This window comes from Kitasatospora sp. NPDC047058 (assembly GCF_040643935.1).
Taxonomy (GTDB): Bacteria; Actinomycetota; Actinomycetes; order Streptomycetales; family Streptomycetaceae; genus Kitasatospora.
The window spans coordinates 1-21,470 of the sequence record NZ_JBEYVJ010000086.1 but is presented as its reverse complement, the minus strand read 5'-3'; the positions used below and the strand labels follow the sequence as shown (position 1 = coordinate 21,470).

General features: G+C 71.3%; 18 protein-coding genes. 15 read left to right on the top strand and 3 right to left on the bottom strand.

Going from position 1 to position 21,470, the window contains the following annotated elements; genetic code table 11:
- Window positions 1-11: 11 nt before the first annotated feature.
- The gene (locus tag ABZ885_RS16060; RefSeq protein ID WP_360188114.1) at window positions 12-797 is read right to left on the bottom strand and encodes a pyrimidine reductase family protein; all 786 of its coding nucleotides are present in this window, start codon (window positions 795-797) and stop codon (window positions 12-14) included.
- Window positions 798-958: 161 nt separating this feature from the next.
- On the opposite strand from ABZ885_RS16060, the gene zapE reads away from it, so the two are divergent.
- The 4 genes from zapE (at window position 959) to ABZ885_RS16040 (ending at window position 6,341) form a co-directional block, all read left to right on the top strand.
- Complete coding sequence (zapE, locus tag ABZ885_RS16055) at window positions 959-2,026, top strand: cell division protein ZapE (protein ID WP_360188124.1); 1,068 nt, start codon at window positions 959-961, stop codon at window positions 2,024-2,026.
- A 36-nt stretch (window positions 2,027-2,062) separates the two neighbouring features.
- On the top strand, window positions 2,063-4,156 hold the full coding sequence (gene uvrB, locus ABZ885_RS16050) for an excinuclease ABC subunit UvrB (protein WP_360188112.1): 2,094 nt from the start codon (window positions 2,063-2,065) through the stop codon (window positions 4,154-4,156).
- 269 nt (window positions 4,157-4,425) lie between these two features.
- Window positions 4,426-5,007: a TerD family protein gene (locus ABZ885_RS16045; RefSeq protein WP_360188110.1), complete on the top strand. Its 582-nt coding sequence runs from the start codon at window positions 4,426-4,428 to the stop codon at window positions 5,005-5,007.
- 344 nt (window positions 5,008-5,351) lie between these two features.
- The gene (locus ABZ885_RS16040; protein WP_360188108.1) at window positions 5,352-6,341 is read left to right on the top strand and encodes a TerC family protein; all 990 of its coding nucleotides are present in this window, start codon (window positions 5,352-5,354) and stop codon (window positions 6,339-6,341) included.
- Window positions 6,342-6,425: 84 nt separating this feature from the next.
- On the opposite strand, the gene ABZ885_RS16035 is transcribed toward ABZ885_RS16040, so the two are convergent.
- Together ABZ885_RS16035 and ABZ885_RS16030 are read right to left on the bottom strand one after the other, a co-directional pair.
- Window positions 6,426-7,079 carry an MBL fold metallo-hydrolase gene (locus ABZ885_RS16035; protein ID WP_360188107.1) on the bottom strand — a complete coding sequence of 218 codons (654 nt, stop codon included), beginning with the start codon at window positions 7,077-7,079 and terminating at the stop codon, window positions 6,426-6,428.
- A 51-nt stretch (window positions 7,080-7,130) separates the two neighbouring features.
- Complete coding sequence (locus ABZ885_RS16030) at window positions 7,131-7,928, bottom strand: maleylpyruvate isomerase family mycothiol-dependent enzyme (RefSeq protein WP_360188105.1); 798 nt, start codon at window positions 7,926-7,928, stop codon at window positions 7,131-7,133.
- Between the two features lie 267 nt (window positions 7,929-8,195).
- On the opposite strand from ABZ885_RS16030, the gene uvrA reads away from it, so the two are divergent.
- From uvrA to ABZ885_RS15975, 11 genes are all read left to right on the top strand, one after another.
- Window positions 8,196-11,096, top strand: coding sequence for an excinuclease ABC subunit UvrA (uvrA, locus tag ABZ885_RS16025; protein WP_360188104.1), 2,901 nt, complete (start codon window positions 8,196-8,198; stop codon window positions 11,094-11,096).
- A 104-nt stretch (window positions 11,097-11,200) separates the two neighbouring features.
- Window positions 11,201-11,650: a Rieske (2Fe-2S) protein gene (locus tag ABZ885_RS16020; RefSeq protein ID WP_360188103.1), complete on the top strand. Its 450-nt coding sequence runs from the start codon at window positions 11,201-11,203 to the stop codon at window positions 11,648-11,650.
- Window positions 11,651-11,731: 81 nt separating this feature from the next.
- The gene (gene uvrC, locus ABZ885_RS16015) at window positions 11,732-13,816 is read left to right on the top strand and encodes an excinuclease ABC subunit UvrC (protein WP_360188101.1); all 2,085 of its coding nucleotides are present in this window, start codon (window positions 11,732-11,734) and stop codon (window positions 13,814-13,816) included.
- 118 nt (window positions 13,817-13,934) lie between these two features.
- Entirely contained in the window at window positions 13,935-14,846 is a 912-nt protein-coding gene (gene rapZ / locus ABZ885_RS16010) for an RNase adapter RapZ (protein ID WP_360188099.1), read from the top strand.
- A 57-nt stretch (window positions 14,847-14,903) separates the two neighbouring features.
- Window positions 14,904-16,052 (top strand): uridine diphosphate-N-acetylglucosamine-binding protein YvcK, encoded by a 1,149-nt coding sequence (yvcK, locus tag ABZ885_RS16005; RefSeq protein ID WP_360188097.1) that lies wholly within the window; start codon window positions 14,904-14,906, stop codon window positions 16,050-16,052.
- Window positions 16,043-17,023 carry a DNA-binding protein WhiA gene (gene whiA, locus ABZ885_RS16000; RefSeq protein WP_209411690.1) on the top strand — a complete coding sequence of 327 codons (981 nt, stop codon included), beginning with the start codon at window positions 16,043-16,045 and terminating at the stop codon, window positions 17,021-17,023. Before yvcK ends, whiA begins: the two co-directional genes overlap by 10 nt.
- Before the next feature lie 353 nt (window positions 17,024-17,376).
- Entirely contained in the window at window positions 17,377-18,381 is a 1,005-nt protein-coding gene (gap, locus tag ABZ885_RS15995) for a type I glyceraldehyde-3-phosphate dehydrogenase (RefSeq protein WP_360188095.1), read from the top strand.
- Between the two features lie 147 nt (window positions 18,382-18,528).
- Complete coding sequence (locus ABZ885_RS15990) at window positions 18,529-19,734, top strand: phosphoglycerate kinase (protein ID WP_360188094.1); 1,206 nt, start codon at window positions 18,529-18,531, stop codon at window positions 19,732-19,734.
- 4 nt (window positions 19,735-19,738) lie between these two features.
- Window positions 19,739-20,524 (top strand): triose-phosphate isomerase, encoded by a 786-nt coding sequence (gene tpiA / locus ABZ885_RS15985; protein WP_360188093.1) that lies wholly within the window; start codon window positions 19,739-19,741, stop codon window positions 20,522-20,524.
- Between the two features lie 87 nt (window positions 20,525-20,611).
- On the top strand, window positions 20,612-20,848 hold the full coding sequence (secG, locus tag ABZ885_RS15980; protein ID WP_360188091.1) for a preprotein translocase subunit SecG: 237 nt from the start codon (window positions 20,612-20,614) through the stop codon (window positions 20,846-20,848).
- A 157-nt stretch (window positions 20,849-21,005) separates the two neighbouring features.
- Window positions 21,006-21,341 carry an RNA polymerase-binding protein RbpA gene (locus ABZ885_RS15975; RefSeq protein ID WP_035841977.1) on the top strand — a complete coding sequence of 112 codons (336 nt, stop codon included), beginning with the start codon at window positions 21,006-21,008 and terminating at the stop codon, window positions 21,339-21,341.
- Window positions 21,342-21,470 lie beyond the last annotated feature (129 nt).

The following is a 21,470-nucleotide window of genomic DNA, read 5'->3' as shown; positions in this document are numbered from 1 at the left end:
CGCTCCGGAGGTCACGTGGCCGACGGGGCGGAGTCCGGGTGAAGACGCTGGTAGCGGGTGAAGAGGAAACCTTTCTGCTCGATCAATGAGACCAGCCGCATCCGCTGTGCGTCCGGCATTTCCGCACCGTGGATGATGCGCGGCGCGTCGCCGGCCGTGATCAACGGCGCCAGCGACAGGCACAGCTCGTCCAGCAGGTCCGCCGCCGCCAGCTGTCCCAGCAGCCGCGGCCCGCCCTCGGTCAGCAACCGCGTCCAGCCGCGCCCGGCGAGCGCCGCCACGGCCGCCGGCAGGTCCACCGAGCCCTCCCCGGCCACGATCACGTCGGCCACCTCGGCGACCGCCCTTCGGCTCTCCGCCGGGGAGTCCGCGGTGGTGATGACCACCGTGCGCACCAGCGGCTCGGTGAACAGCGGCGCCGCCAGGTCCAGCCCCAGCGAGCGGCTGACGATCGCGATCACCGGGGCCGGGGCCTGCCCGGCCGCCCGGCGCGCCGCGGCGAACGCGGCCGGCGCCCGCGCGGGGCGGTAGCCCTCGGCGCGGACCGTCTCGGCGCCCACCAGCACCACGTCCGACAGCGCCCGCAGCACGCCGAAGATCAGCTTGTCGGCGTCCCCGGAGAGGCCCTCGGAGAGCCCGTCCAGCCTCGCCCCGCCGTCCAGGCCGGCCACCATGTTGGCGCGCAGCCACGGCAGGCCGTGATTCACCTGGTCGGGGTAGGCGTAGACGGCGGCGAGCGACTCCGGTGAGCCCGGATCGGCGGACGGCCGGGCCGGCGGGCTGATCAGCTGTTGCATGGCACCAGTGTTCCACCGGCGGCCCCGCCCGGACGGGCCCACCGGGGCCGGTCCACCGGGACCCCGGCCCGGGCCTGAGGCGGGCACGACCAGGCGTACCCTCTACTACCGTGCCCGCAGCAGCCCCACACCCCGAAGCCGCGACCGGTGCGAGCGAGTCCATAGCGACCGCGCCCCCGGCCGCCGCCCCCGTCGCGCTCACCGACCGTCGTCCCGTCGTCCCCGCCGAGCGGCTGGTCGCCGAGATGGTCCCGCCGCCGCGCTTCTCCGACGTGAGCTTCGGGACGTACCTCCCCGACCCGGGCCAGCCCAGCCAGTACGAGGCCGTGCAGGTCCTGGAGCAGTTCGCCGGCGCCCTCAACAGCGGAAACGGTTCCGCCCCCAAGCGCAGCTGGTTCCGCCGCAGCGCCCCCGCGCCCACCGGCCCGGCCGGCGTCTACCTGGACGGCGGCTACGGCGTCGGCAAGACCCACCTGCTCGCCTCGCTCTGGCACGCCGCGCCCGGCCCCAAGGCCTTCGGCACCTTCGTCGAGCTGACCAACCTGGTCGGCGCGCTCGGCTTCCAGCAGGCCGTGACCACGCTCTCCGGCCACAGGCTGCTCTGCATCGACGAGTTCGAGCTGGACGACCCGGGCGACACCGTCCTGGTCTCCACCCTGCTAGGACGCCTGGTCGACAACGGCGTCAAGCTCTGCGCCACCTCCAACACCCTGCCCGAGAAGCTCGGCGAGGGCCGGTTCGCCGCCGCCGACTTCCTGCGCGAGATCCAGGGCCTGTCCGCGCACTTCCGCCCGATGCGGATCGACGGCCAGGACTACCGCCACCGCGGCCTCCCGGACGCCCCGCCGCCGTACGCCGACGCCCAGGTGGACGCCGTCGCCGCCCGCACCCCGGGCGCCTCGCTGGACGACTTCGGCGTCCTGCTCGACCACCTCTCCGCCGTCCACCCCAGCCGCTACGGCGCGCTGCTGGACGACGTCCGGGCGGTCTGCCTGCGCGGCGTGCGCCAGGTCGACGACCAGTCCACCGCCCTGCGCCTGGTCGTCCTCGCCGACCGGATGTACGACCGCGAGCTGCCGATCACCGCCTCCGGCATCCCCTTCGACCAGGTGTTCCCCGAGGAGATGCTCCGCGGCGGCTACCGCAAGAAGTACCTCCGGGCGATCTCCCGCCTCGTCGCCCTCGCCCGGGACAGCGCCAAGGACGGCGCCGGGGACCGCGCCGAGTAGGTCATCTTTGTCAGTGACGGGTCGTACGGTGGACACGTGCGACCCATCACGAGCATTGAGCGGTCAGTGGCGCCCTTCGAGGTCGTCAGCCCCTACCAGCCCAACGGCGACCAGCCGGCGGCCATCGCCGAGCTGGAGCGCCGGATCCGCGCGGGGGAGAAGGACGTCGTCCTGCTGGGTGCCACCGGTACCGGCAAGTCGGCCACCACGGCGTGGATGATCGAGAAGCTCCAGCGCCCCACCCTGGTGATGGCGCCGAACAAGACCCTGGCCGCCCAGCTCGCCAACGAGTTCCGCGAGCTGCTGCCGAACAACGCGGTCGAGTACTTCGTCTCGTACTACGACTACTACCAGCCCGAGGCGTACGTCCCGCAGACGGACACCTACATCGAGAAGGACTCCTCGATCAACGAGGAGGTCGAGCGGCTGCGCCACTCCGCGACCAACTCGCTGCTCACCCGCCGCGACGTGATCGTGGTCGCGTCCGTCTCCTGCATCTACGGCCTCGGCACACCGCAGGAGTACGTGGACCGGATGGTGCGGCTCAAGGTCGGCGAGGAGATCGACCGCGACGTCCTGCTCCGCCGCTTCGTCGACATCCAGTACACCCGCAACGACCTCGCCTTCACCCGCGGCACCTTCCGGGTCCGCGGCGACACCATCGAGATCTTCCCGGTCTACGAGGAGCTGGCCGTCCGGATCGAGATGTTCGGCGACGAGATCGAGGCGCTCTACACGCTGCACCCGCTCACCGGCGAGATCATCAGCCAGGACGACGCCGTCCACGTCTTCCCCGCCTCGCACTACGTGGCCGGCCCGGAGCGCATGGAGCGCGCCGTCAACGGCATCGAGAAGGAGCTGGAGGGGACGCTCGCCCGGCTGGAGAAGCAGGGCAAGCTGCTGGAGGCCCAGCGGCTGCGGATGCGCACCACCTACGACATCGAGATGCTCCGCCAGATCGGCACCTGCTCGGGCGTCGAGAACTACTCGATGCACTTCGACGGCCGCGAGCCCGGCTCCCCGCCGAACACCCTGCTCGACTACTTCCCGGAGGACTTCCTCCTGGTCGTCGACGAGTCGCACGTCACCGTCCCGCAGATCGGCGCGATGTACGAGGGCGACGCCTCGCGCAAGCGCACCCTGGTCGAGCACGGCTTCCGGCTGCCCTCCGCGATGGACAACCGCCCGCTCAAGTGGGAGGAGTTCCTGGAGCGGATCGGCCAGACCGTCTACCTCTCCGCCACCCCCGGCCCGTACGAGCTGTCCCGCGGCGACGGCCAGGTCGAGCAGATCATCCGCCCGACCGGCCTGATCGACCCCGAGGTGATCGTCAAGCCGACCGAGGGCCAGATCGACGACCTGGTGCACGAGGTCCGCAAGCGCGTCGAGCGGGACGAGCGCGTCCTGGTCACCACGCTCACCAAGAAGATGGCCGAGGACCTCACCGACTACATGCTCGGCCTGGACATCCGCGTCCGGTACCTGCACAGCGACGTCGACACGCTGCGCCGGGTCGAGCTGCTGCGCGAGCTGCGGGCCGGGAAGTACGACGTGCTGGTCGGCATCAACCTGCTCCGTGAGGGCCTGGACCTGCCCGAGGTCTCCCTGGTGGCGATCCTGGACGCCGACAAGGAGGGCTTCCTGCGCTCCGGCACCTCGCTGATCCAGACCATCGGCCGCGCCGCCCGCAACGTCTCCGGCCAGGTCCACATGTACGCGGACCGGATCACCCCCTCGATGGAGCGGGCGATCGACGAGACCAACCGCCGCCGGGCCGTCCAGCAGGCCTACAACAAGAAGCACGGCATCGACCCGCAGCCGCTGCGCAAGAAGATCGGCGACATCCTGGACACCCTCGCCCGCGAGGACGTGGACACCGACGAGCTGCTCTCCAGCGGGTACCGGGCCGCGGCGGGCAAGGGCAAGGCCCCGGTGCCGGCGCTCGGCGCCGACCGCAAGCCGGCCACGTCCATGCCGGCCGCCGAGCTGGCCGAGCTGATCCAGTCGATGACGGACCGGATGCACGCGGCCGCGACGGACCTCCAGTTCGAGGTCGCGGCCCGGCTGCGCGACGAGGTCAAGGAGCTGAAGAAGGAGCTGCGGCAGATGCGCGAGGCCGGCATCGCCTGACGCACGGGCGGCGCGCGAGCGGTACGCCCGCCGCACCGCCGGGCCTGGCCGGTTCTGGCACCGGTCAAGCCCGGCGGTGTCTCAGCCTTGCCACAAAGGGGTAGACGCTGACCGGTGCGCCCGACCGCAGGGCCTAGGCTTTCCTGCGGTATCGCCTCCGGACCGGGGCGGTCGCACCAGGGGGCCTCAGCCGGGGGACGGCAACGGGGTGTTCCACCGTGGAGCCGGCGCGGAGACCGACCGCGCGGCTGGGCAGAGAGGACAACGCCGTGTCGGTGAACCTTGCCAAGGGGCAGCAGGTCAGCCTGCAGAAGGGTTCGGGCGAGTCGCTGACGGTCGTCCGGATGGGGCTCGGCTGGAAGGCGGCGCCCAAGCGGGGCCTGTTCGGCAGCCGCACCCGGCAGATCGACCTGGACGCCTCGGCGCTGCTGTACGCCGAGCAGACCCCGTCCGACGTGGTCTTCTTCCAGCACCTGGAGAGCAACGACGGCTCGGTCCGGCACACCGGGGACAACCTGGTCGGAGGCACCGGCGCGGGCGAGGACGACGAGTCGATCCTGGTGGACCTGGTGCACGTGCCGGCGCACATCACCCAGGTGGTGTTCACGGTCAGCTCGTACACCGGGCAGACCTTCGCCGAGGTGCAGAACGCCTACTGCCGGCTGGTGGACGAGTCCACCGGGCTGGAGCTGGCCCGGTACGAGCTGGCCGGCGGCGGCCCGCACACGGGGCAGATCATGGCCAAGGTGTTCCGCGAGCCCTCGGGCGGCTGGGGCATGCTGGCGATCGGGGCGCCCGCTCGCGGGCGGACCTTCCAGGACCTGCTGCCGGCCATCGAGCCGTTCCTCTGAGACCTGCCGGACGGCGTCGGGCCCGTCGCCCCCGCCACCCCGACGTCACCCCCGGCGCCTCCGCCGAACCTGCCGAATCCGCGGACCCGGCGCCCCGCCGGGTCCGCCCGCAGGGCCCCGCCACAGGGCGGCTCTTTACCTTCTTTACCTTCCCTTGGACTTCCTGTTACTCTCGATGGCAGCGGAGGGGAGTATTCCCTGTAGCAGCTGTCCCGTCATCACGGGCGCCCGGAGAGCGGCGCCCCGGGGCACTGGTCCCGGTGTTCGCAGTGACGAGCCCGACGGACGGAAGAGACCTCCGGCAGTGACGATGACTGTCTCGCCTACCTGCCGGAGGAGCAGTAGTGGACGTTTCCGTGAGCATGTGGATCGGCACGATCGGTGTGCTGTTGGCGCTGATCGTGGCCGACTTCTTCATCGGCGGCCGCAAGCCGCACGAGGTCTCGATCAAGGAAGCCGGCATCTGGACCACGGTCTGGATCGTGCTGGCCGCCGTCTTCGGCGGATTCCTCTGGTGGCACTCCGGCGGTCGGCCGGCGGGTGAGTTCTTCGCCGGGTACATCACCGAGAAGTCGCTGAGTGTCGACAACCTCTTCGTGTTCATTCTGATCATGGGCAAGTTCGCGGTGCCCAGGATCTACCAGCAGCGCGTGCTGATGTTCGGTGTGATCATCGCGCTGGTGCTCCGGGCGGTCTTCATCGCCGGCGGCGCGGCGCTGGTGGCGCAGTTCTCCTGGGTGTTCTTCCTCTTCGGTGCCTTCCTGATCTGGACGGCGTGGAAGCTGATCAAGGAGGCCCGGGCCGACGAGGAGGACGAGGAGTTCGAGGAGAACCGCCTGCTCAAGTCGATCGAGCAGCGCTTCCCGTCGACCGACAAGTACCACGGCACCAGGCTCTTCGTGCGGGAGAACGGCCGTCGGCTGATGACGCCGATGCTGATCGTGATGCTGGCGATCGGCACCACGGACGTGCTGTTCGCGCTGGACTCGATCCCCGCGATCTTCGGCCTGACCCAGGACCCGTACATCGTGTTCACCGCCAACGCCTTCGCCCTGATGGGCCTGCGCCAGCTGTACTTCCTGATCGGCGGCCTGCTGAAGAAGCTGGTCCACCTGAGCTACGGCCTCTCGGTGATCCTCGGCTTCATCGGCGTGAAGCTGGTGCTGCACGCGGCCCACGAGGCCGGTGCGAACGTCCCCGAGATCGGCATCCCGCTCTCGCTGGGCTTCATCGTGGTGGTGCTCGCCGTCACCACCGTGACCAGCCTGATGGCCTCCCGGAAGCAGGAGCGGGAGCAGGCCGGGCACGACGAGCCGCAGAAGCTCGACGCCTGATCCCTGCTGCGCCGCCGGCGCAGTGACGACGGCGGGCCCGCGACCGAGCAGTGGTCGCGGGCCCGCCGTCCGTCGTGCCGGGGGCTACCAGCCGCGCTCGCGCCACTCGGCGAGGTGCGGGCGCTCGGCGCCGAGGGTGGTGTCGTTGCCGTGGCCGGGGTAGACCCAGGCCTCGTCCGGCAGGGCGTCGAAGATCTTCTCGTTGACGTCCTTGAAGAGGCTGTCGAAGGCCGCCTTGTCGCCCCAGGTGTTGCCCACGCCGCCCGGGAACAGGCAGTCGCCGGTGAAGACGTGCGGGTGGCCCTGCGGGTCGTCGTAGACCAGCACGATCGCGCCGGGGGTGTGGCCGATCAGGTGCCGGACGGTGAGTTCCACCTGGCCGACCCGCAGCTTGTCGTCGTCCGCCAGCCACAGCTCGGTGGGGACGTCGATGCCCTCGGCGTCGTGCTCCCCGGCCGCGGTGCGGGCGCCGGTGGTGGCGACCACCTCGGCGAGCGCGCTCCAGTGGTCGTGGTGCCGGTGGGTGGTGACCACGGTGGCGAGCTCGTCGCCGACCGTCTCCAGCAGGACCGGCGCGTCGGCGGCGGCGTCGATCAGCAGCTGCTCGTCGGTGGCCCGGCAGCGCAGCAGATAGGCGTTGTTGTCGTACGGGCCGACGGCCATCTTGGTGATGATCAGGTGGGCCAGCTCGCGCACGTCCGGCGGTCCGCCGACCTTGACCGCTCCGTGGTACGTCATCCGTCCGCTCCTAGTCCGGTCGCTCCAGCGTTCAGGATCATCCTCGCGCGGTCAGCCCAGCGGGGGAAGCGGGGGGAGTGCGGCGCGCCCGTCGGGGAGCTGGACGCCGTCCCGGTGGACCTGGAGGCCGTCGCCGTCGGAGCGGCCGGAGAGCCAGGCGGCGAGCGCCCGGACCGGGCCCTCGGCGGTCAGGGCCGGGGTGCCGGTGCCGATCATGCCGCGGTCCGCGGTGTCGTCGGCGACCAGCTCGACGGCGGGCAGGTCCGCGGCCCCGGCGAGCTTCCCGGCCAGGCGCCGGAACTCGGCCACCGCGAACGGCTCCGGCCAGTGCGCCGGGGTGTAGCCGGCGTCCAGGTCGACGTGGTGGTACTCGATCTCCATCAGCCGCTTCCACGGGATGTCGCAGGCCGGGAAGGTGTAGCCGGTGCGGTGGCGGACCTCGGCCGTCCAGGCCCCGGCGGGCAGCAGGGCGGCCGCCGAGGTGAAGCGCCCGTCCGAGTCGCGCAGGTCGTCGAGCTGGACGTCGAGCGGCCGCCCGGCGCCGTCCTCGATGCCCTGGTCGCGGGCCTCGTTGCCGGCGTACTGGGGGATGTCGGTGCCGGTCCGGGCGCCGTTCAGCAGGTTGACCAGCGAGTCGGCGTTGCGGGCCAGGTGGGCCAGCACGTGGCCCCTGGTCCAGCCGGGGAGCGCGGAGGGCTCGGCCAGGGCCTCCGGCTTCAGCTCCGCCACCGTGTGCAGGAGGTGGCCGGTGCCGGCGGCGACCAGGCGCAGCCGCTCGTCGGCGAGGGCGGCGGCGGTGGCCGGGTCGGTGGCCGGGTCGGCTGCCGGGCCGGTCGCTGGTTCGGTCATCGGGTACGGCCTCCGTCGGTGTGGGCGTTGCCCGGGCGGGCGTTCGCTCGTTGACGAGGGTGACGTTACCGCCGATCTCGGGGCTGATCTGGGGCTTTCCCGGATTGCCCGGGTCACCCCCGGAACGGGTCTTCACTCGTTCGGGTGGACCCGGCTGGACAAGCTCGATAATCGAACGCGTGAGCTAGTAGGCTGGCTGCCGCATCCTGGAAGAAGTACGCATCACATTCACCAGCCATCTCGCCCCGGAGAAAGGCGCCAGAAGCAGTGGCCGACCGCCTCATCGTCCGCGGTGCTCGCGAGCACAACCTCAAGAACGTCTCGCTCGACCTGCCCCGCGACTCCCTCATCGTCTTCACGGGCCTCTCCGGGTCCGGCAAGTCCTCGCTGGCCTTCGACACGATCTTCGCCGAGGGGCAGCGCCGGTACGTCGAGTCGCTGTCCTCCTACGCCCGGCAGTTCCTCGGGCAGATGGACAAGCCCGACGTCGACTTCATCGAGGGCCTCTCCCCGGCCGTCTCGATCGACCAGAAGTCCACCAACCGCAACCCGCGCTCGACGGTCGGCACCATCACCGAGGTCTACGACTACCTGCGCCTGCTGTTCGCCCGGATCGGCAAGCCGCACTGCCCGCACTGCGGCCGCCCGATCGCCAAGCAGTCCCCGCAGGCCGTCGTGGACAAGGTGCTGGAGCTCGCCGAGGGCACCCGCTTCCAGGTGCTCAGCCCGGTGGTGCGCGAGCGCAAGGGCGAGTTCGTCGACCTCTTCGCCGACCTCCAGTCCAAGGGCTACGCGCGCGCCCGGGTGGACGGCCAGACCGTCCAGCTGGCCGAGCCGCCCAAGCTGAAGAAGCAGGAGAAGCACACCGTCGAGGTGGTGATCGACCGCCTCACGGTCAAGGAGAGCGCCAAGCGCCGCCTGACCGACTCGGTGGAGACGGCCCTGCGGCTGTCCGGCGGCATGGTCGTGCTCGACTTCGTCGACCTTCCGGAGGACGACCCGGAGCGCGAGCGGATGTACTCCGAGCACCTCTACTGCCCGTACGACGACGTGTCGTTCGAGGAGCTGGAGCCGCGCTCCTTCTCCTTCAACTCGCCGTTCGGCGCCTGCCCGGACTGCTCGGGCCTGGGCAACCGGATGGAGGTGGACCCGGAGCTGGTCGTCCCCGACGAGGAGCGGTCGCTGGACGAGGGCGCCATCCACCCCTGGTCCGGCGGCCACACCAAGGAGTACTTCCAGCGGCTGATCGGCGCGCTCGCCGACGAGCTGGGCTTCCGCACCGACATCCCCTGGGCCGGGCTGCCGGCCCGCGCCCGGAAGGCGCTGCTGTACGGGCACAAGCACCAGGTCGAGGTGCGGTTCCGCACCCGCTACGGGCGGGACCGCTCGTACACCACGGGCTTCGAGGGCGCGGTGCCGTTCATCCAGCGCCGGCACACCGAGGCGGAGAGCGACTCCAGCCGCGAGCGCTTCGAGGGCTACATGCGCGAGGTGCCCTGCCCGACCTGCGAGGGCACCCGGCTGAAGCCGGTGGTGCTCGCCGTCACCGTCGAGGGGAAGTCCATCGCGGACGTCTCGGCGATGTCGATCAGCGACTGCTCGGACTTCCTCGGCGCGATGCGGCTGACCGCCCGGGACAAGAAGATCGCCGAGCGGGTCCTCAAGGAGGTCAACGAGCGGCTGCGCTTCCTGGTCGACGTCGGCCTGGACTACCTCTCGCTCAACCGCGCGGCCGGCACCCTGTCCGGCGGAGAGGCCCAGCGCATCCGGCTCGCCACCCAGATCGGCTCCGGCCTGGTCGGCGTGCTCTACGTGCTGGACGAGCCGTCCATCGGCCTGCACCAGCGCGACAACCACCGCCTGATCGAGACGCTGGTCCGGCTGCGGGACATCGGCAACACCCTGATCGTCGTCGAGCACGACGAGGACACCATCAAGACGGCCGACTGGGTGGTCGACATCGGCCCCGGCGCCGGCGAGCACGGCGGCAAGGTGGTGCACTCCGGCTCGCTGAAGCAGCTGCTCGGCAACAAGGAGTCGCTGACCGGCCAGTACCTCTCCGGCAAGCGCTCCATCCCGATCCCGGCCGCCCGCCGGGCACGGGACAAGAAGCGCCAGCTGACCGTCCACGGCGCCCGTGAGCACAACCTCAGGGACGTCACGGTCGGCTTCCCGCTCGGCACCTTCACCGCGATCACCGGGGTCTCCGGCTCCGGCAAGTCGACGCTGGTCAACGACATCCTGTACACCCACCTCGCCCGGGAGCTGAACGGCGCCCGCAGCGTGCCGGGCCGGCACACCCGGATCACCGGCACCGACCTGGTGGACAAGGTGGTGCACGTCGACCAGTCGCCGATCGGCCGCACCCCGCGCTCCAACCCGGCCACCTACACCGGCGTGTTCGACCACGTCCGGCGGCTCTTCGCGGAGACGCAGGAGGCCAAGGTCCGCGGCTACCTGCCCGGCCGGTTCTCGTTCAACGTCAAGGGCGGCCGCTGCGAGAACTGCTCCGGCGACGGCACCATCAAGATCGAGATGAACTTCCTGCCCGACGTCTACGTGCCGTGCGAGGTCTGCCACGGTGCCCGGTACAACCGGGAGACGCTGGAGGTCCACTACAAGGGCAAGTCCATCGCCGAGGTGCTGGACATGCCGATCGAGGAGGCGCTGCACTTCTTCGAGGCCGTCCCGGCGATCGCCCGCCACCTGAGGACGCTCAACGACGTCGGCCTCGGCTACGTCCGGCTCGGCCAGTCCGCGCCGACCCTCTCCGGTGGTGAGGCGCAGCGCGTCAAGCTCGCCTCCGAGCTGCAGAAGCGCTCCACCGGGCGGACGGTCTACGTCCTGGACGAGCCCACCACCGGCCTGCACTTCGAGGACATCAGCAAGCTGATCAAGGTGCTCTCCGGGCTGGTGGAGAAGGGCAACACGGTGATCGTCATCGAGCACAACCTCGATGTGATCAAGACCGCCGACTGGATCGTCGACATGGGACCCGAGGGCGGTTCCGGCGGCGGCACGGTGGTCGCCGAGGGCACCCCGGAGCAGATCGCCGCCGTGCCGGACAGCCACACCGGGAAGTTTCTCCGGGACATCCTGCCGGGCGAGTTCAACGACGCCCAGGTGCCGGTCCGGGCCCCGCGCAAGCGGGCCGCCGCGAAGAAGTAGCCCGTCACCGCACCCGGCTGCCCCCGATCGGCGGGGGGCAGCCGGGGGCACGGCGCATAGACTGCCGCTGACCCACGACCGCCCACCCGCAGGAGCAGCCACCGATGTCCGAGGCCCACGAGAGCCCCGCCGCCTCCCGTCGCACCGTGCTCTGCGGAGCCGCCGCCGTCCTCGCCGCCGGTGGCACGGCCGCCGTCTCGGGCTGCTCCTCCAGCGGCTCCGCCGCTCCCGCCGCGTCGGCGCCGAAGACCCCCAAGGAGCCGGTCGTCGTGGGCCCGGCGACGGACGTCCCGGTCGGCGGGGGCAAGGTCTACCGCGAGAAGAAGATCGTCGTCACCCAGCCGACCGAGGGCACCTACGAGGCGTTCAGCGCGGTCTGCACCCACGCCGGCTGCGTGGTCGACAAGGTCGAGGACCAGCTGATCAAGTGCCCGTGCCACGGCAGCAACTTCAACTTCTCCACCGGCGCCCGGGTCGAGGGCCCGGCGACCAAGCCGCTGCCCGAGTACCAGGTCGCGGTCGAGGGCGGAAACCTCAAGGTGACTCCGAGCTGAAGCAGTTGATCTCCAATCCGCTGATCCCCGCCCCGGTGGTCTCCCCGCCGCCCGCCCGGCCCGACTCGGTACGGTGGACCCATGGCTGACCCGTCCACCTACCGCCCGGCGCCGGGCGCGATTCCGACCTCGCCGGGTGTGTACCGGTTCCGTGACGCCCACGGTCGGGTCATCTACGTCGGCAAGGCCAAGAGCCTGCGGCCGCGGCTGTCGTCCTACTTCCAGGACCTCGCCGGGCTGCACCCGCGGACCGCGACCATGGTCACCACCGCTGCCTCGGTCGAGTGGACGGTGGTCTCCACCGAGGTCGAGGCGCTGCAGCTGGAGTACTCCTGGATCAAGGAGTTCGACCCCCGCTTCAACGTCAAGTACCGCGACGACAAGAGCTACCCGGAGCTCGCGGTCACCCTCGACGAGGAGTACCCGCGGGTCCAGGTGATGCGCGGGGCGCACAAGAAGGGCGTGCGCTACTTCGGCCCCTACGGGCACGCCTGGGCGATCCGCGAGACGGTCGACCTGCTGCTGCGGGTCTTCCCGGTCCGCACCTGCTCCAACGGCGTGTTCAAGCGCGCCCGCCAGGTCGGCCGCCCGTGCCTGCTCGGCTACATCGGCAAGTGCGCCGCGCCCTGTGTCGGCAAGGTCTCCGCCGACGAACACCGGGCGCTCGCCGAGGACTTCTGCGACTTCATGGCCGGCCGCACCGGCAACTACCTGCGCCGGCTGGAAGAGCAGATGCAGGAGGCCGCCGCGGACATGGAGTACGAGAAGGCGGGCCGGCTGCGCGACGACATCGGAGCGCTCAAGCGCGCGATGGAGAAGAACGCCATCGTGCTCGCCGACGCCACCGACGCCGACCTGCTCGCCCTCGCCGAGGACGAGTTGGAGGCCGCCGTCCAGATCTTCCACGTCCGCGGCGGCCGGGTCCGCGGCCAGCGCGGCTGGGTCACCGACAAGGTCGAGGACGTGGACACCGCGGGCCTGGTCGAGCACGCCCTGCAGCAGCTCTACGGCGGGGGCAACGAGTCCGTGCCGCGCGAGGTGCTGGTCCCCGCCCTGCCCGAGCCGGCCGGCCCGGTGAAGGAGTGGCTGTCCGGCCTGCGCGCCGCGCAGACCGGCAAGGGGAGCCAGGTCGACCTGCGCGTCCCGCAGCGCGGCGACAAGAAGGACCTGATGGCCACCGTGCAGCGCAACGCCCAGCAGGCGCTGGCACTGCACAAGACCAAGCGCGCCTCCGACCTCACCACCCGCAGCCGCGCCCTCCAGGAGATCGCCGACGCCCTGGAGCTGGACTCCGTCCCGCTGCGCATCGAGTGCTTCGACATCTCCCACCTCCAGGGCGAGGACGTGGTCGCCTCGATGGTCGTCTTCGAGGACGGCCTGGCCCGCAAGAGCGAGTACCGCCGCTTCCAGATCAAGGGCTTCGAGGGCCAGGACGACGTCCGCTCGATGCACGAGGTGATCACCCGCCGGTTCCGCCGCTACCTCCAGGAGCGCGAGCAGACCGGGGAGTGGGCCGTCCCGGAGGAGGGCACCGACGACGAGCCGGGCACGCCGTCCGGCCCGGCCGACCCGACGGAGACCCGGGACGAGGCGGGCCGCCCCCGCCGCTTCGCCTACCCGCCGCAGCTGCTGGTGGTCGACGGCGGCCAGCCGCAGGTCGCCGCCGCCCGGCGCGCCCTGGACGAGCTGGGCATCGACGACGTCGCCCTCTGCGGCCTGGCCAAGCGCCTGGAGGAGGTCTGGCTGCCCGGCGAGGACGACCCGGTGGTCCTGCCCCGCAGCAGCGAGGGCCTCTACCTGCTCCAGCGGGTCCGCGACGAGGCGCACCGCTTCGCCATCACCTACCAGCGCAGCAAGCGTTCCAAGCGACTCACCGCCGGGGAGCTGGACTCCGTCCCCGGGCTCGGCGAGACTCGCCGCCAGGCGCTGCTCAAGCACTTCGGCTCGCTGAAGCGGCTCCGCGCGGCCACCGTCGACGAACTCTGCGCCGTCCCCGGCATCGGACGCCGGACGGCGGAGACTGTTGCGGCAGCGTTGTCGTCCCGTACACCCGCAGCACTCGCCGTGAACACCGCCACCGGCGAGATCATCGATGACAGCGCGGAAACGGCCCGGACCGTGGCCGACGCAGCGCCCCAGACCGCACCGTCCCAGGAGACGCCATGACGGCCGACGCCGCCCGTCAGCCGGCGCGCCCCGTGCTCACTCGCCCGAGTGAGCCGGGGAAGCGTGCCCGCGCGACGCGCGTTCTCCACAGCAGAACCACCGAGAGCGGGGAACCGAAGTGACCGTGTCCGATTATGGGGGTACCGCCCGGCCCGAGGCCGGCGCGGAGAACGCCCCGGAGCTGGTGATCATCTCCGGCATGTCCGGAGCCGGCCGCTCCACCGCCGCCAAGTGCCTGGAGGACCTCGGCTGGTTCGTGGTGGACAACCTGCCGCCGGCCCTCATCCCGACCATGGTCGACCTCGGCGCCCGCTCCCAGGGCAACGTGGCCCGGATCGGCGTCGTGGTGGACGTCCGCGGCCGGCAGTTCTTCGACGACCTGCTGACCTCGCTGGACGAGCTGGAGAAGCGCGGCGTCCGGCTGAGCGTGGTCTTCCTGGACTCCTCCGACGACGCCCTGGTCCGCCGCTTCGAGAGCGTGCGCCGCCCGCACCCGCTCCAGGCCGACGGCCGCATCGTCGACGGCATCGCCCAGGAGCGCGACCTGCTGCGCGAGCTGCGCGGCGAGGCCGACCTGGTGATCGACACCTCCAACCTCAACGTGCACCAGCTGCGCGCCAAGCTCGACGCCCAGTTCGCCGACCACGACGAGCCCGAGCTGCGCGCCACCGTGATGTCCTTCGGCTTCAAGTACGGCCTGCCGGTCGACGCCGACCTCGTGGTGGACTGCCGCTTCCTGCCCAACCCGCACTGGGTCCCCGAGCTGCGCGCCCGCACCGGCACCGACGCCGACGTCGCCGACTACGTGTTCCAGCAGCCCGGGGCCAACGAATTCCTCGACGGCTACGCCGAGCTGCTGCGCATCGTCACCGAGGGGTACCGGCGCGAGGGGAAGCGCTACATGACGCTTGCCGTAGGCTGCACCGGTGGCAAGCACCGCAGCGTCGCGATGTCCGAGCGGTTGACGAAGCGTCTCATCGCGGACGGCGTCGAAACGGTGCTCGTCCACCGTGACATGGGACGGGAGTAGCCGCCGTCTCCCTGCCGGGCCGCCGGCGGAGGCCGGCGGCAGGCAAGGGAACGCGAGGTGGGTGTGACGGGATACGTGCCCGGGCGGCAGCTGCAGAACAAGACCGCCGACCGGACGGCAGGCCCGTCACGCTCCGCGGCCGGCCGGCCCCGACCCGGACAGGCCCGGACCGGCCAGGCCCGCACCAGTCCCGCCCGCACCAGCCAGCCGCCCCGGGCCAAGCAGGCCCCCCGGATCGCCGCCCTCGGCGGCGGCCAGGGCCTCTCGGCCTCGCTCTCCGCGCTGCGCCGGCTCACCACCGACCTCACCGCCGTGGTCACGGTGGCCGACGACGGCGGCTCCAGCGGCCGGCTGCGCGAGGAGCTCGGGGTGCTGCCCCCGGGGGACCTGCGCAAGGCGCTGGCCGCGCTCTGCGGCGACGACGACTGGGGCCGCACCTGGTCCGAGGTGATCCAGCAGCGCTTCACCGGCACCGGCGAGCTCGGCGGCCACGCCGTCGGCAACCTGCTGATCGTCGCGCTCTGGGAGAAGCTCGGGGACCCGGTCACCGCCCTGGACTGGGTGGGCCGGCTGCTGAACGTCCAGGGCCGGGTGCTGCCGATGTCGGCGGTGCCGCTGGACATCGAGGCGATAGTCCGCGGGCACGACCCGGCGCACCCCGGCGAGGTGTCGGCCGTGCGCGGCCAGGCCAACGTCGCCGTCACGCCGGGTACGGTCCAGTCGATCCGGCTGCTGCCGGACGAGCCGCCGGCCGTGCCGGAGGCCGTCGCCGCCGTGCGCGAGGCGGACTGGGTGGTGCTCGGCCCCGGCTCCTGGTTCACCAGCGTGCTCCCGCACCTGCTGGTGCCCGAGCTCGCCCGGGCGCTCACCGAGACCCGCGCCCGCCGGCTGCTCACCCTGAACCTGGCCCCCCAGCCCGGCGAGACGGAGGGCTTCACCCCGCAGCGCCACCTGGAGGTCATCGCCGACCACGCACCGGACCTCGCGGTGGATGCGATCCTGGTGGACGAGCGCGCCGTCACCGGCGGCGCCTTCGGCCAGGCGGACCTGGCCGGCCTGGAGAAGGCCGCCGAGCGGATGGGCGCCGCCCTGGTGCTCGGCCGGGTCGCCCGCACCGACGGCACCCCGCGACACGACCCGGAGCTCTTGGCCGCCGCGTACGACCGGATTTTCCGGACACATGGAAGGATCGGGCCATGGCGATGACTCCAGCGGTGAAGGACGAAATCAGCCGGCTCCCGGTCACCCGGGCCTGCTGCCGCAAGGCGGAGGTGTCGGCGATCCTGCGATTCGCGGGCGGGCTGCACATCGTGAGCGGCCGCATCGTGATCGAGGCGGAGCTCGACACCGGAGCGGCCGCGCGCCGGCTGCGCAAGGACCTGCTGGAGATCTTCGGACACTCCTCCGACCTGGTGGTGATGGCCCCGGGCGGGCTGCGCCGGGGCAGTCGCTACGTGGTCCGGGTGGTCAAGGACGGCGAGCTGCTGGCGCGCCAGACCGGCCTGGTGGACGGCCGCGGGCGGCCGATCCGGGGCCTGCCCCCGGCCGTGGTGTCCGGCGCCACCTGTGACGCCGAGGCGGCGTGGCGCGGTGCGTTCCTGGCGCACGGCTCGCTCACCGAGCCGGGCCGCTCCTCCTCGCTGGAGATCACCTGCCCCGGCTCGGAGGCCGCGCTCGCCCTGGTCGGCGCCGCCCGCCGGCTGGGCATCCCGGCCAAGGCCCGCGAGGTGCGCGGCGTGGACCGGGTGGTGATCCGCGACGGCGACGCCATCGGCGCGCTGCTGACCCGGCTCGGCGCCCACGAGTCGGTGCTCGCCTGGGAGGAGCGCCGGATGCGGCGCGAGGTCCGGGCCACCGCCAACCGGCTCGCCAACTTCGACGACGCCAACCTGCGCCGCTCGGCCCGTGCCGCGGTGGCGGCCGGCGCCCGGGTGCAGCGCGCGCTGGAGATCCTCGGCGACGAGGTGCCCGAGCACCTGGCCGCCGCCGGCCAGCTGCGGATGCAGCACAAGCAGGCCTCGCTGGAGGAGCTGGGCGCGCTCGCCGACCCGCCGCTGACCAAGGACGCGGTGGCCGGCCGGATCCGCCGGCTGCTGGCGATGGCCGACAAACGCGCCTCCGAGCTCGGCCTGCCCAGTACCGAGGCCAACCTGACCGACGAGATGGCCCTGAACTGACCGGACGGCCCGGTACGAGGGCGAGTCCGACGGAGACGCCCGAGGGCGTGTCCGGACGCTCACGGTGCGTGGGCGACGACGGCCGGTGTCCGCAATGCGGACACCGGCCGTCGTGTGTCCGGACGCCGGAACGGGAGGTTCCGCGCCCCGCTCCGCAGGTCTGGACCAACTGCCGGTGGCGGCACGGGTGGAAGGCCTGATCCCGGCCTCTTGACACGCCACGCCAAGGTGTCCGACCCGGGGTGATGTGCCCTGAATGGCTCCGGAGGGGTAGGGTCATAGGCGGTCGGGGACATCCCAAAATTCCACCCCGTCGGCATTTTGTCCGGCGTACCTAACGAGGAGATCGGTTCGTGACGATCCGGGTAGGCATCAACGGATTCGGCCGCATCGGCCGCAACTTCTTCCGTGCGGTTCAGTCCCAGGGCGCGGACATCGAGATCGTCGGTGTCAACGACCTCACCGACACGAAGACCCTGGCGCACCTGCTGAAGTACGACTCGATCCTGGGCACCTTCCCGGGCGAGGTCTCGCACACCGCGGACAGCATCACGGTCGACGGCAAGACCTTCCAGGTCATCGCCGAGCGCGACCCGGCCAACCTCCCCTGGGGCGAGCTGGGCGTGGACATCGTCATCGAGTCCACCGGCATCTTCACCAAGGCCGAGGCGGCCAAGAAGCACGTCGCCGCCGGTGCCAAGAAGGTCATCATCTCGGCGCCCGCCACCGACGAGGACATCACCATCGTCATGGGCGTCAACGACGACAAGTACGACGCCGCCAACCACACCGTCATCTCCAACGCCTCCTGCACCACCAACTGCGTGGCGCCGCTGGCCAAGGTGCTGAACGAGAACTTCGGCATCGTCAAGGGTCTGATGACCACGGTGCACGCGTACACCAACGACCAGGTCACCCTGGACTTCCCGCACAAGGACCTGCGTCGCGCCCGCGCCGCGGCCCTCAACATCATCCCCACCTCCACCGGTGCCGCCAAGGCCACCGCGCTGGTCCTGCCGGAGCTCAAGGGCAAGCTGGACGGCACCTCGCTGCGCGTCCCGGTCCCGACCGGCTCGATCACCGACCTCGTCGTCACCCTGGAGCGCGACGTCACCGTCGCCGAGGTCAACGAGGCCTTCAAGAAGGCCTCCGAGACCTCGCTCAAGGGCATCCTGCACTACACCGAGGACCCGATCGTCTCCTCCGACATCGTGAACTCGCCGTTCTCCACGATCTTCGACTCGCTGATGACCATGGTCCAGGGCAACCAGGTCAAGGTCTTCGGCTGGTACGACAACGAGTGGGGCTACTCGAACCGCCTCGTCAACCTGACCGCCCTCGTCGGCGGCCGGCTCTGACGCTGCGGGAGCTGACGTGAAGTAAGGGGGAGGGCCCGGAAGGCTGCGACGCCATCCGGGCCCTCGTCTGCGCACCCTCAACTCCCCTTTGACGGCCCGACGTTGTGCCGTCGCTTGCGCCACCTTGTCCCCAGGAGACCGAAGACCGTGAAGACCATCGAAGACCTCGACGTCACCGGCAAGCGCGTGTTCGTGCGCGCGGACCTGAACGTGCCGCTGTCCGGCGGCTCGATCACCGACGACGGCCGGATCCGTGCCGTCGCCCCGACCATCGCCAAGCTCGTCGAGCGCGGTGCGAAGGTTGTCGTCGCCTCCCACCTCGGCCGCCCGAAGGGCGAGCCGGACCCGCAGTTCTCCCTCGCGCCGGTGGCCGTCCGCCTCGGCGAGATCCTCGGCACGCCGGTCGCGTTCGCGGCCGACACCGTGGGCGAGAGCGCGAAGGCCACCGTCGCCGCCCTGGCCGACGGCGAGGTCACGCTGCTCGAGAACCTGCGCTTCAACGCCGGCGAGACCAGCAAGGACGACGCCGAGCGCGGCGCGTTCGCGGACGAGCTGGCGCAGCTGGCCGACCTGTACGTCGGCGACGGCTTCGGTGCGGTGCACCGCAAGCACGCCTCCGTCTACGACCTCCCGGCCCGGCTGCCGCACGCCGTCGGCGACCTGATCGCCACCGAGGTGGGCGTGCTCAAGCGCCTCACCGAGGAGGTCGAGCGCCCGTACGTCGTCGTGCTCGGCGGCTCCAAGGTGTCCGACAAGGTCGGCGTGATCGACAACCTGCTCGGCAAGGCCGACCGCATCCTGATCGGCGGCGGCATGGCGTACACCTTCCTGTACGCGCTGGGCAACGAGGTCGGCAAGTCGCTGCTGCAGAAGGACCAGGTCCCGACCGTCCTGGAGTACCTGGAGCGGGCGAAGCAGAACGGCGTCGAGTTCGTGCTGCCGGTGGACGTCGCGGTCTCCGCGGACTTCCCCGACACCAAGACGCACGCGCCGGTCGAGGACTTCGAGACCGTCGACGCGGACAAGATCCCCGCCGACAAGGAGGGCCTGGACATCGGCCCGAAGACCCGCGAGCTGTTCGCGGAGAAGCTGGCCGACGCGAAGACGGTGTTCTGGAACGGCCCGGTGGGCGTCTTCGAGCACCCGGCCTTCGCCGAGGGCACCAAGGCCGTCGCGCAGGCCCTGCTCGACAGCGACGCGTTCACCGTGGTCGGTGGCGGCGACTCCGCCGCGGCCGTCCGCATCCTGGGCTTCGACGAGACGAGGTTCGGGCACATCTCGACCGGCGGTGGCGCGAGCCTCGAGTACCTGGAGGGCAAGACGCTCCCCGGTCTCGCCGCCCTGGAAGGCTGAGGCAATGACTGAGCGTCTCCCGCTGATGGCGGGCAACTGGAAGATGAACCTCAACCACCTTGAGGCCATCCAGCACACCCAGAAGCTGGCCTTCGCGCTGGCCGACAAGGACTACGAGTCCGTCGAGGTCGCGGTCCTGGTGCCGTTCACCGACCTGCGGTCGGTGCAGACCCTGGTCGACGGCGACAAGCTGAAGATCAAGTACGGCTCGCAGGACATCTCGCAGCACGACTCCGGTGCCTACACCGGCGAGGTCTCCGGCCCGATGCTGGCCAAGCTGAAGTGCACCTACGCGGTGATCGGCCACTCGGAGCGCCGTCAGTACCACGGCGAGAACGAGGAGATCGTCAACGCCAAGGTCAAGGCCGCCTACCGCAGCGGGGTCACCCCGATCCTCTGCATCGGCGAGCCGCTGGAGATCCGCAAGGCCGGCACCCACGTCGAGTACACGCTGGCCCAGCTCGACGGCGCCCTGGCGGACGTCCCGGCCGTCCAGGCCGAGTCCATCGTGGTCGCGTACGAGCCGGTCTGGGCGATCGGCACCGGCGAGGTGGCGACCCCCGAGGACGCCCAGGAGGTCTGCGCCGCGATCCGCGGGCGGATCGCCGAGCTGTACGACGCCGAGCTGGCCGGCAAGGTCCGGGTGCTGTACGGCGGTTCGGTCAAGTCGTCGAGCGCGGCCGGCCTGATGGCCAAGCCCGACGTCGACGGCGGCCTGATCGGCGGTGCCTCCCTGGACGCCGAGGAGTTCGTCAAGATCGTGCGGTACCGTGAGCAGGCAGTAGGCTAACGCCGCCGCAGCAACGTAGGCTTTGGGGCCGGACCGCTCACAGCGGCCCGGCCCCTTCGCCGAAGATACGAGAGAGTTGGTCCCGTCGTGGTTATCGGGTTCTCGATTGCCCTGATCATCTTCAGCCTGCTGATGATCCTCCTGGTGCTGCTGCACAAGGGGAAGGGCGGCGGCCTGTCCGACATGTTCGGCGGTGGCGCGATGTCCACCGGCGGCGGTTCCGCGGTGGCCGAGCGCAACCTGGACCGCATCACGATCGTGGTCGGCATCGCCTGGTTCGCCTGCATCATCGTGCTCGGCCTGGTGCTGAAGTACAAGAGCTGACGTAACCCTGACGTCCCGTCGCCCCGCGACCTATGCTGGAACGGTCCTGGGCGGAGCCGGTAGTGGTGGATCCTTAACTCCTGCTTACACTAGGACGACTTTCGCCACCGACGCGGACCGCGGCGGGTCGGCGCATCAGCACGCAGGGAGTCAGACCGTGGCAAGTGGCAACGCCATCCGTGGCAGCAGGGTCGGAGCCGGCCCGATGGGGGAGGCGGAGCGCGGCGAGTCCGCCCCGCGCAATCGGATTTCGTTCTGGTGTGCCAACAAGCACGAGACTCGTCCCAGCTTCGCCGCCGAGGCGGTCATCCCGGACACCTGGGACTGCCCGCGCTGTGGCTTCCCGGCCGGCCAGGACGAGCACAACCCGCCCGCGCCCTCCCGCAACGAGCCGTACAAGACCCACCTCGCCTACGTCCGTGAGCGGCGCACCGACGCCGACGGCGAGGCGATCCTCGCCGAGGCGCTGGCCAAGCTGCGCGGCGAGATCTGAGACCTGCCGGTCGTGAGCCGAAGGGGGCCCCCCGTTGGGAGGGGGGGGCCCTGCGGCGTGCGTGGCCCCGGGGGGAAGGGGGTGGCGGGGGGGGGGCGGTGGGGGGGGGGGGGGGGCCGCCGGGCGGGA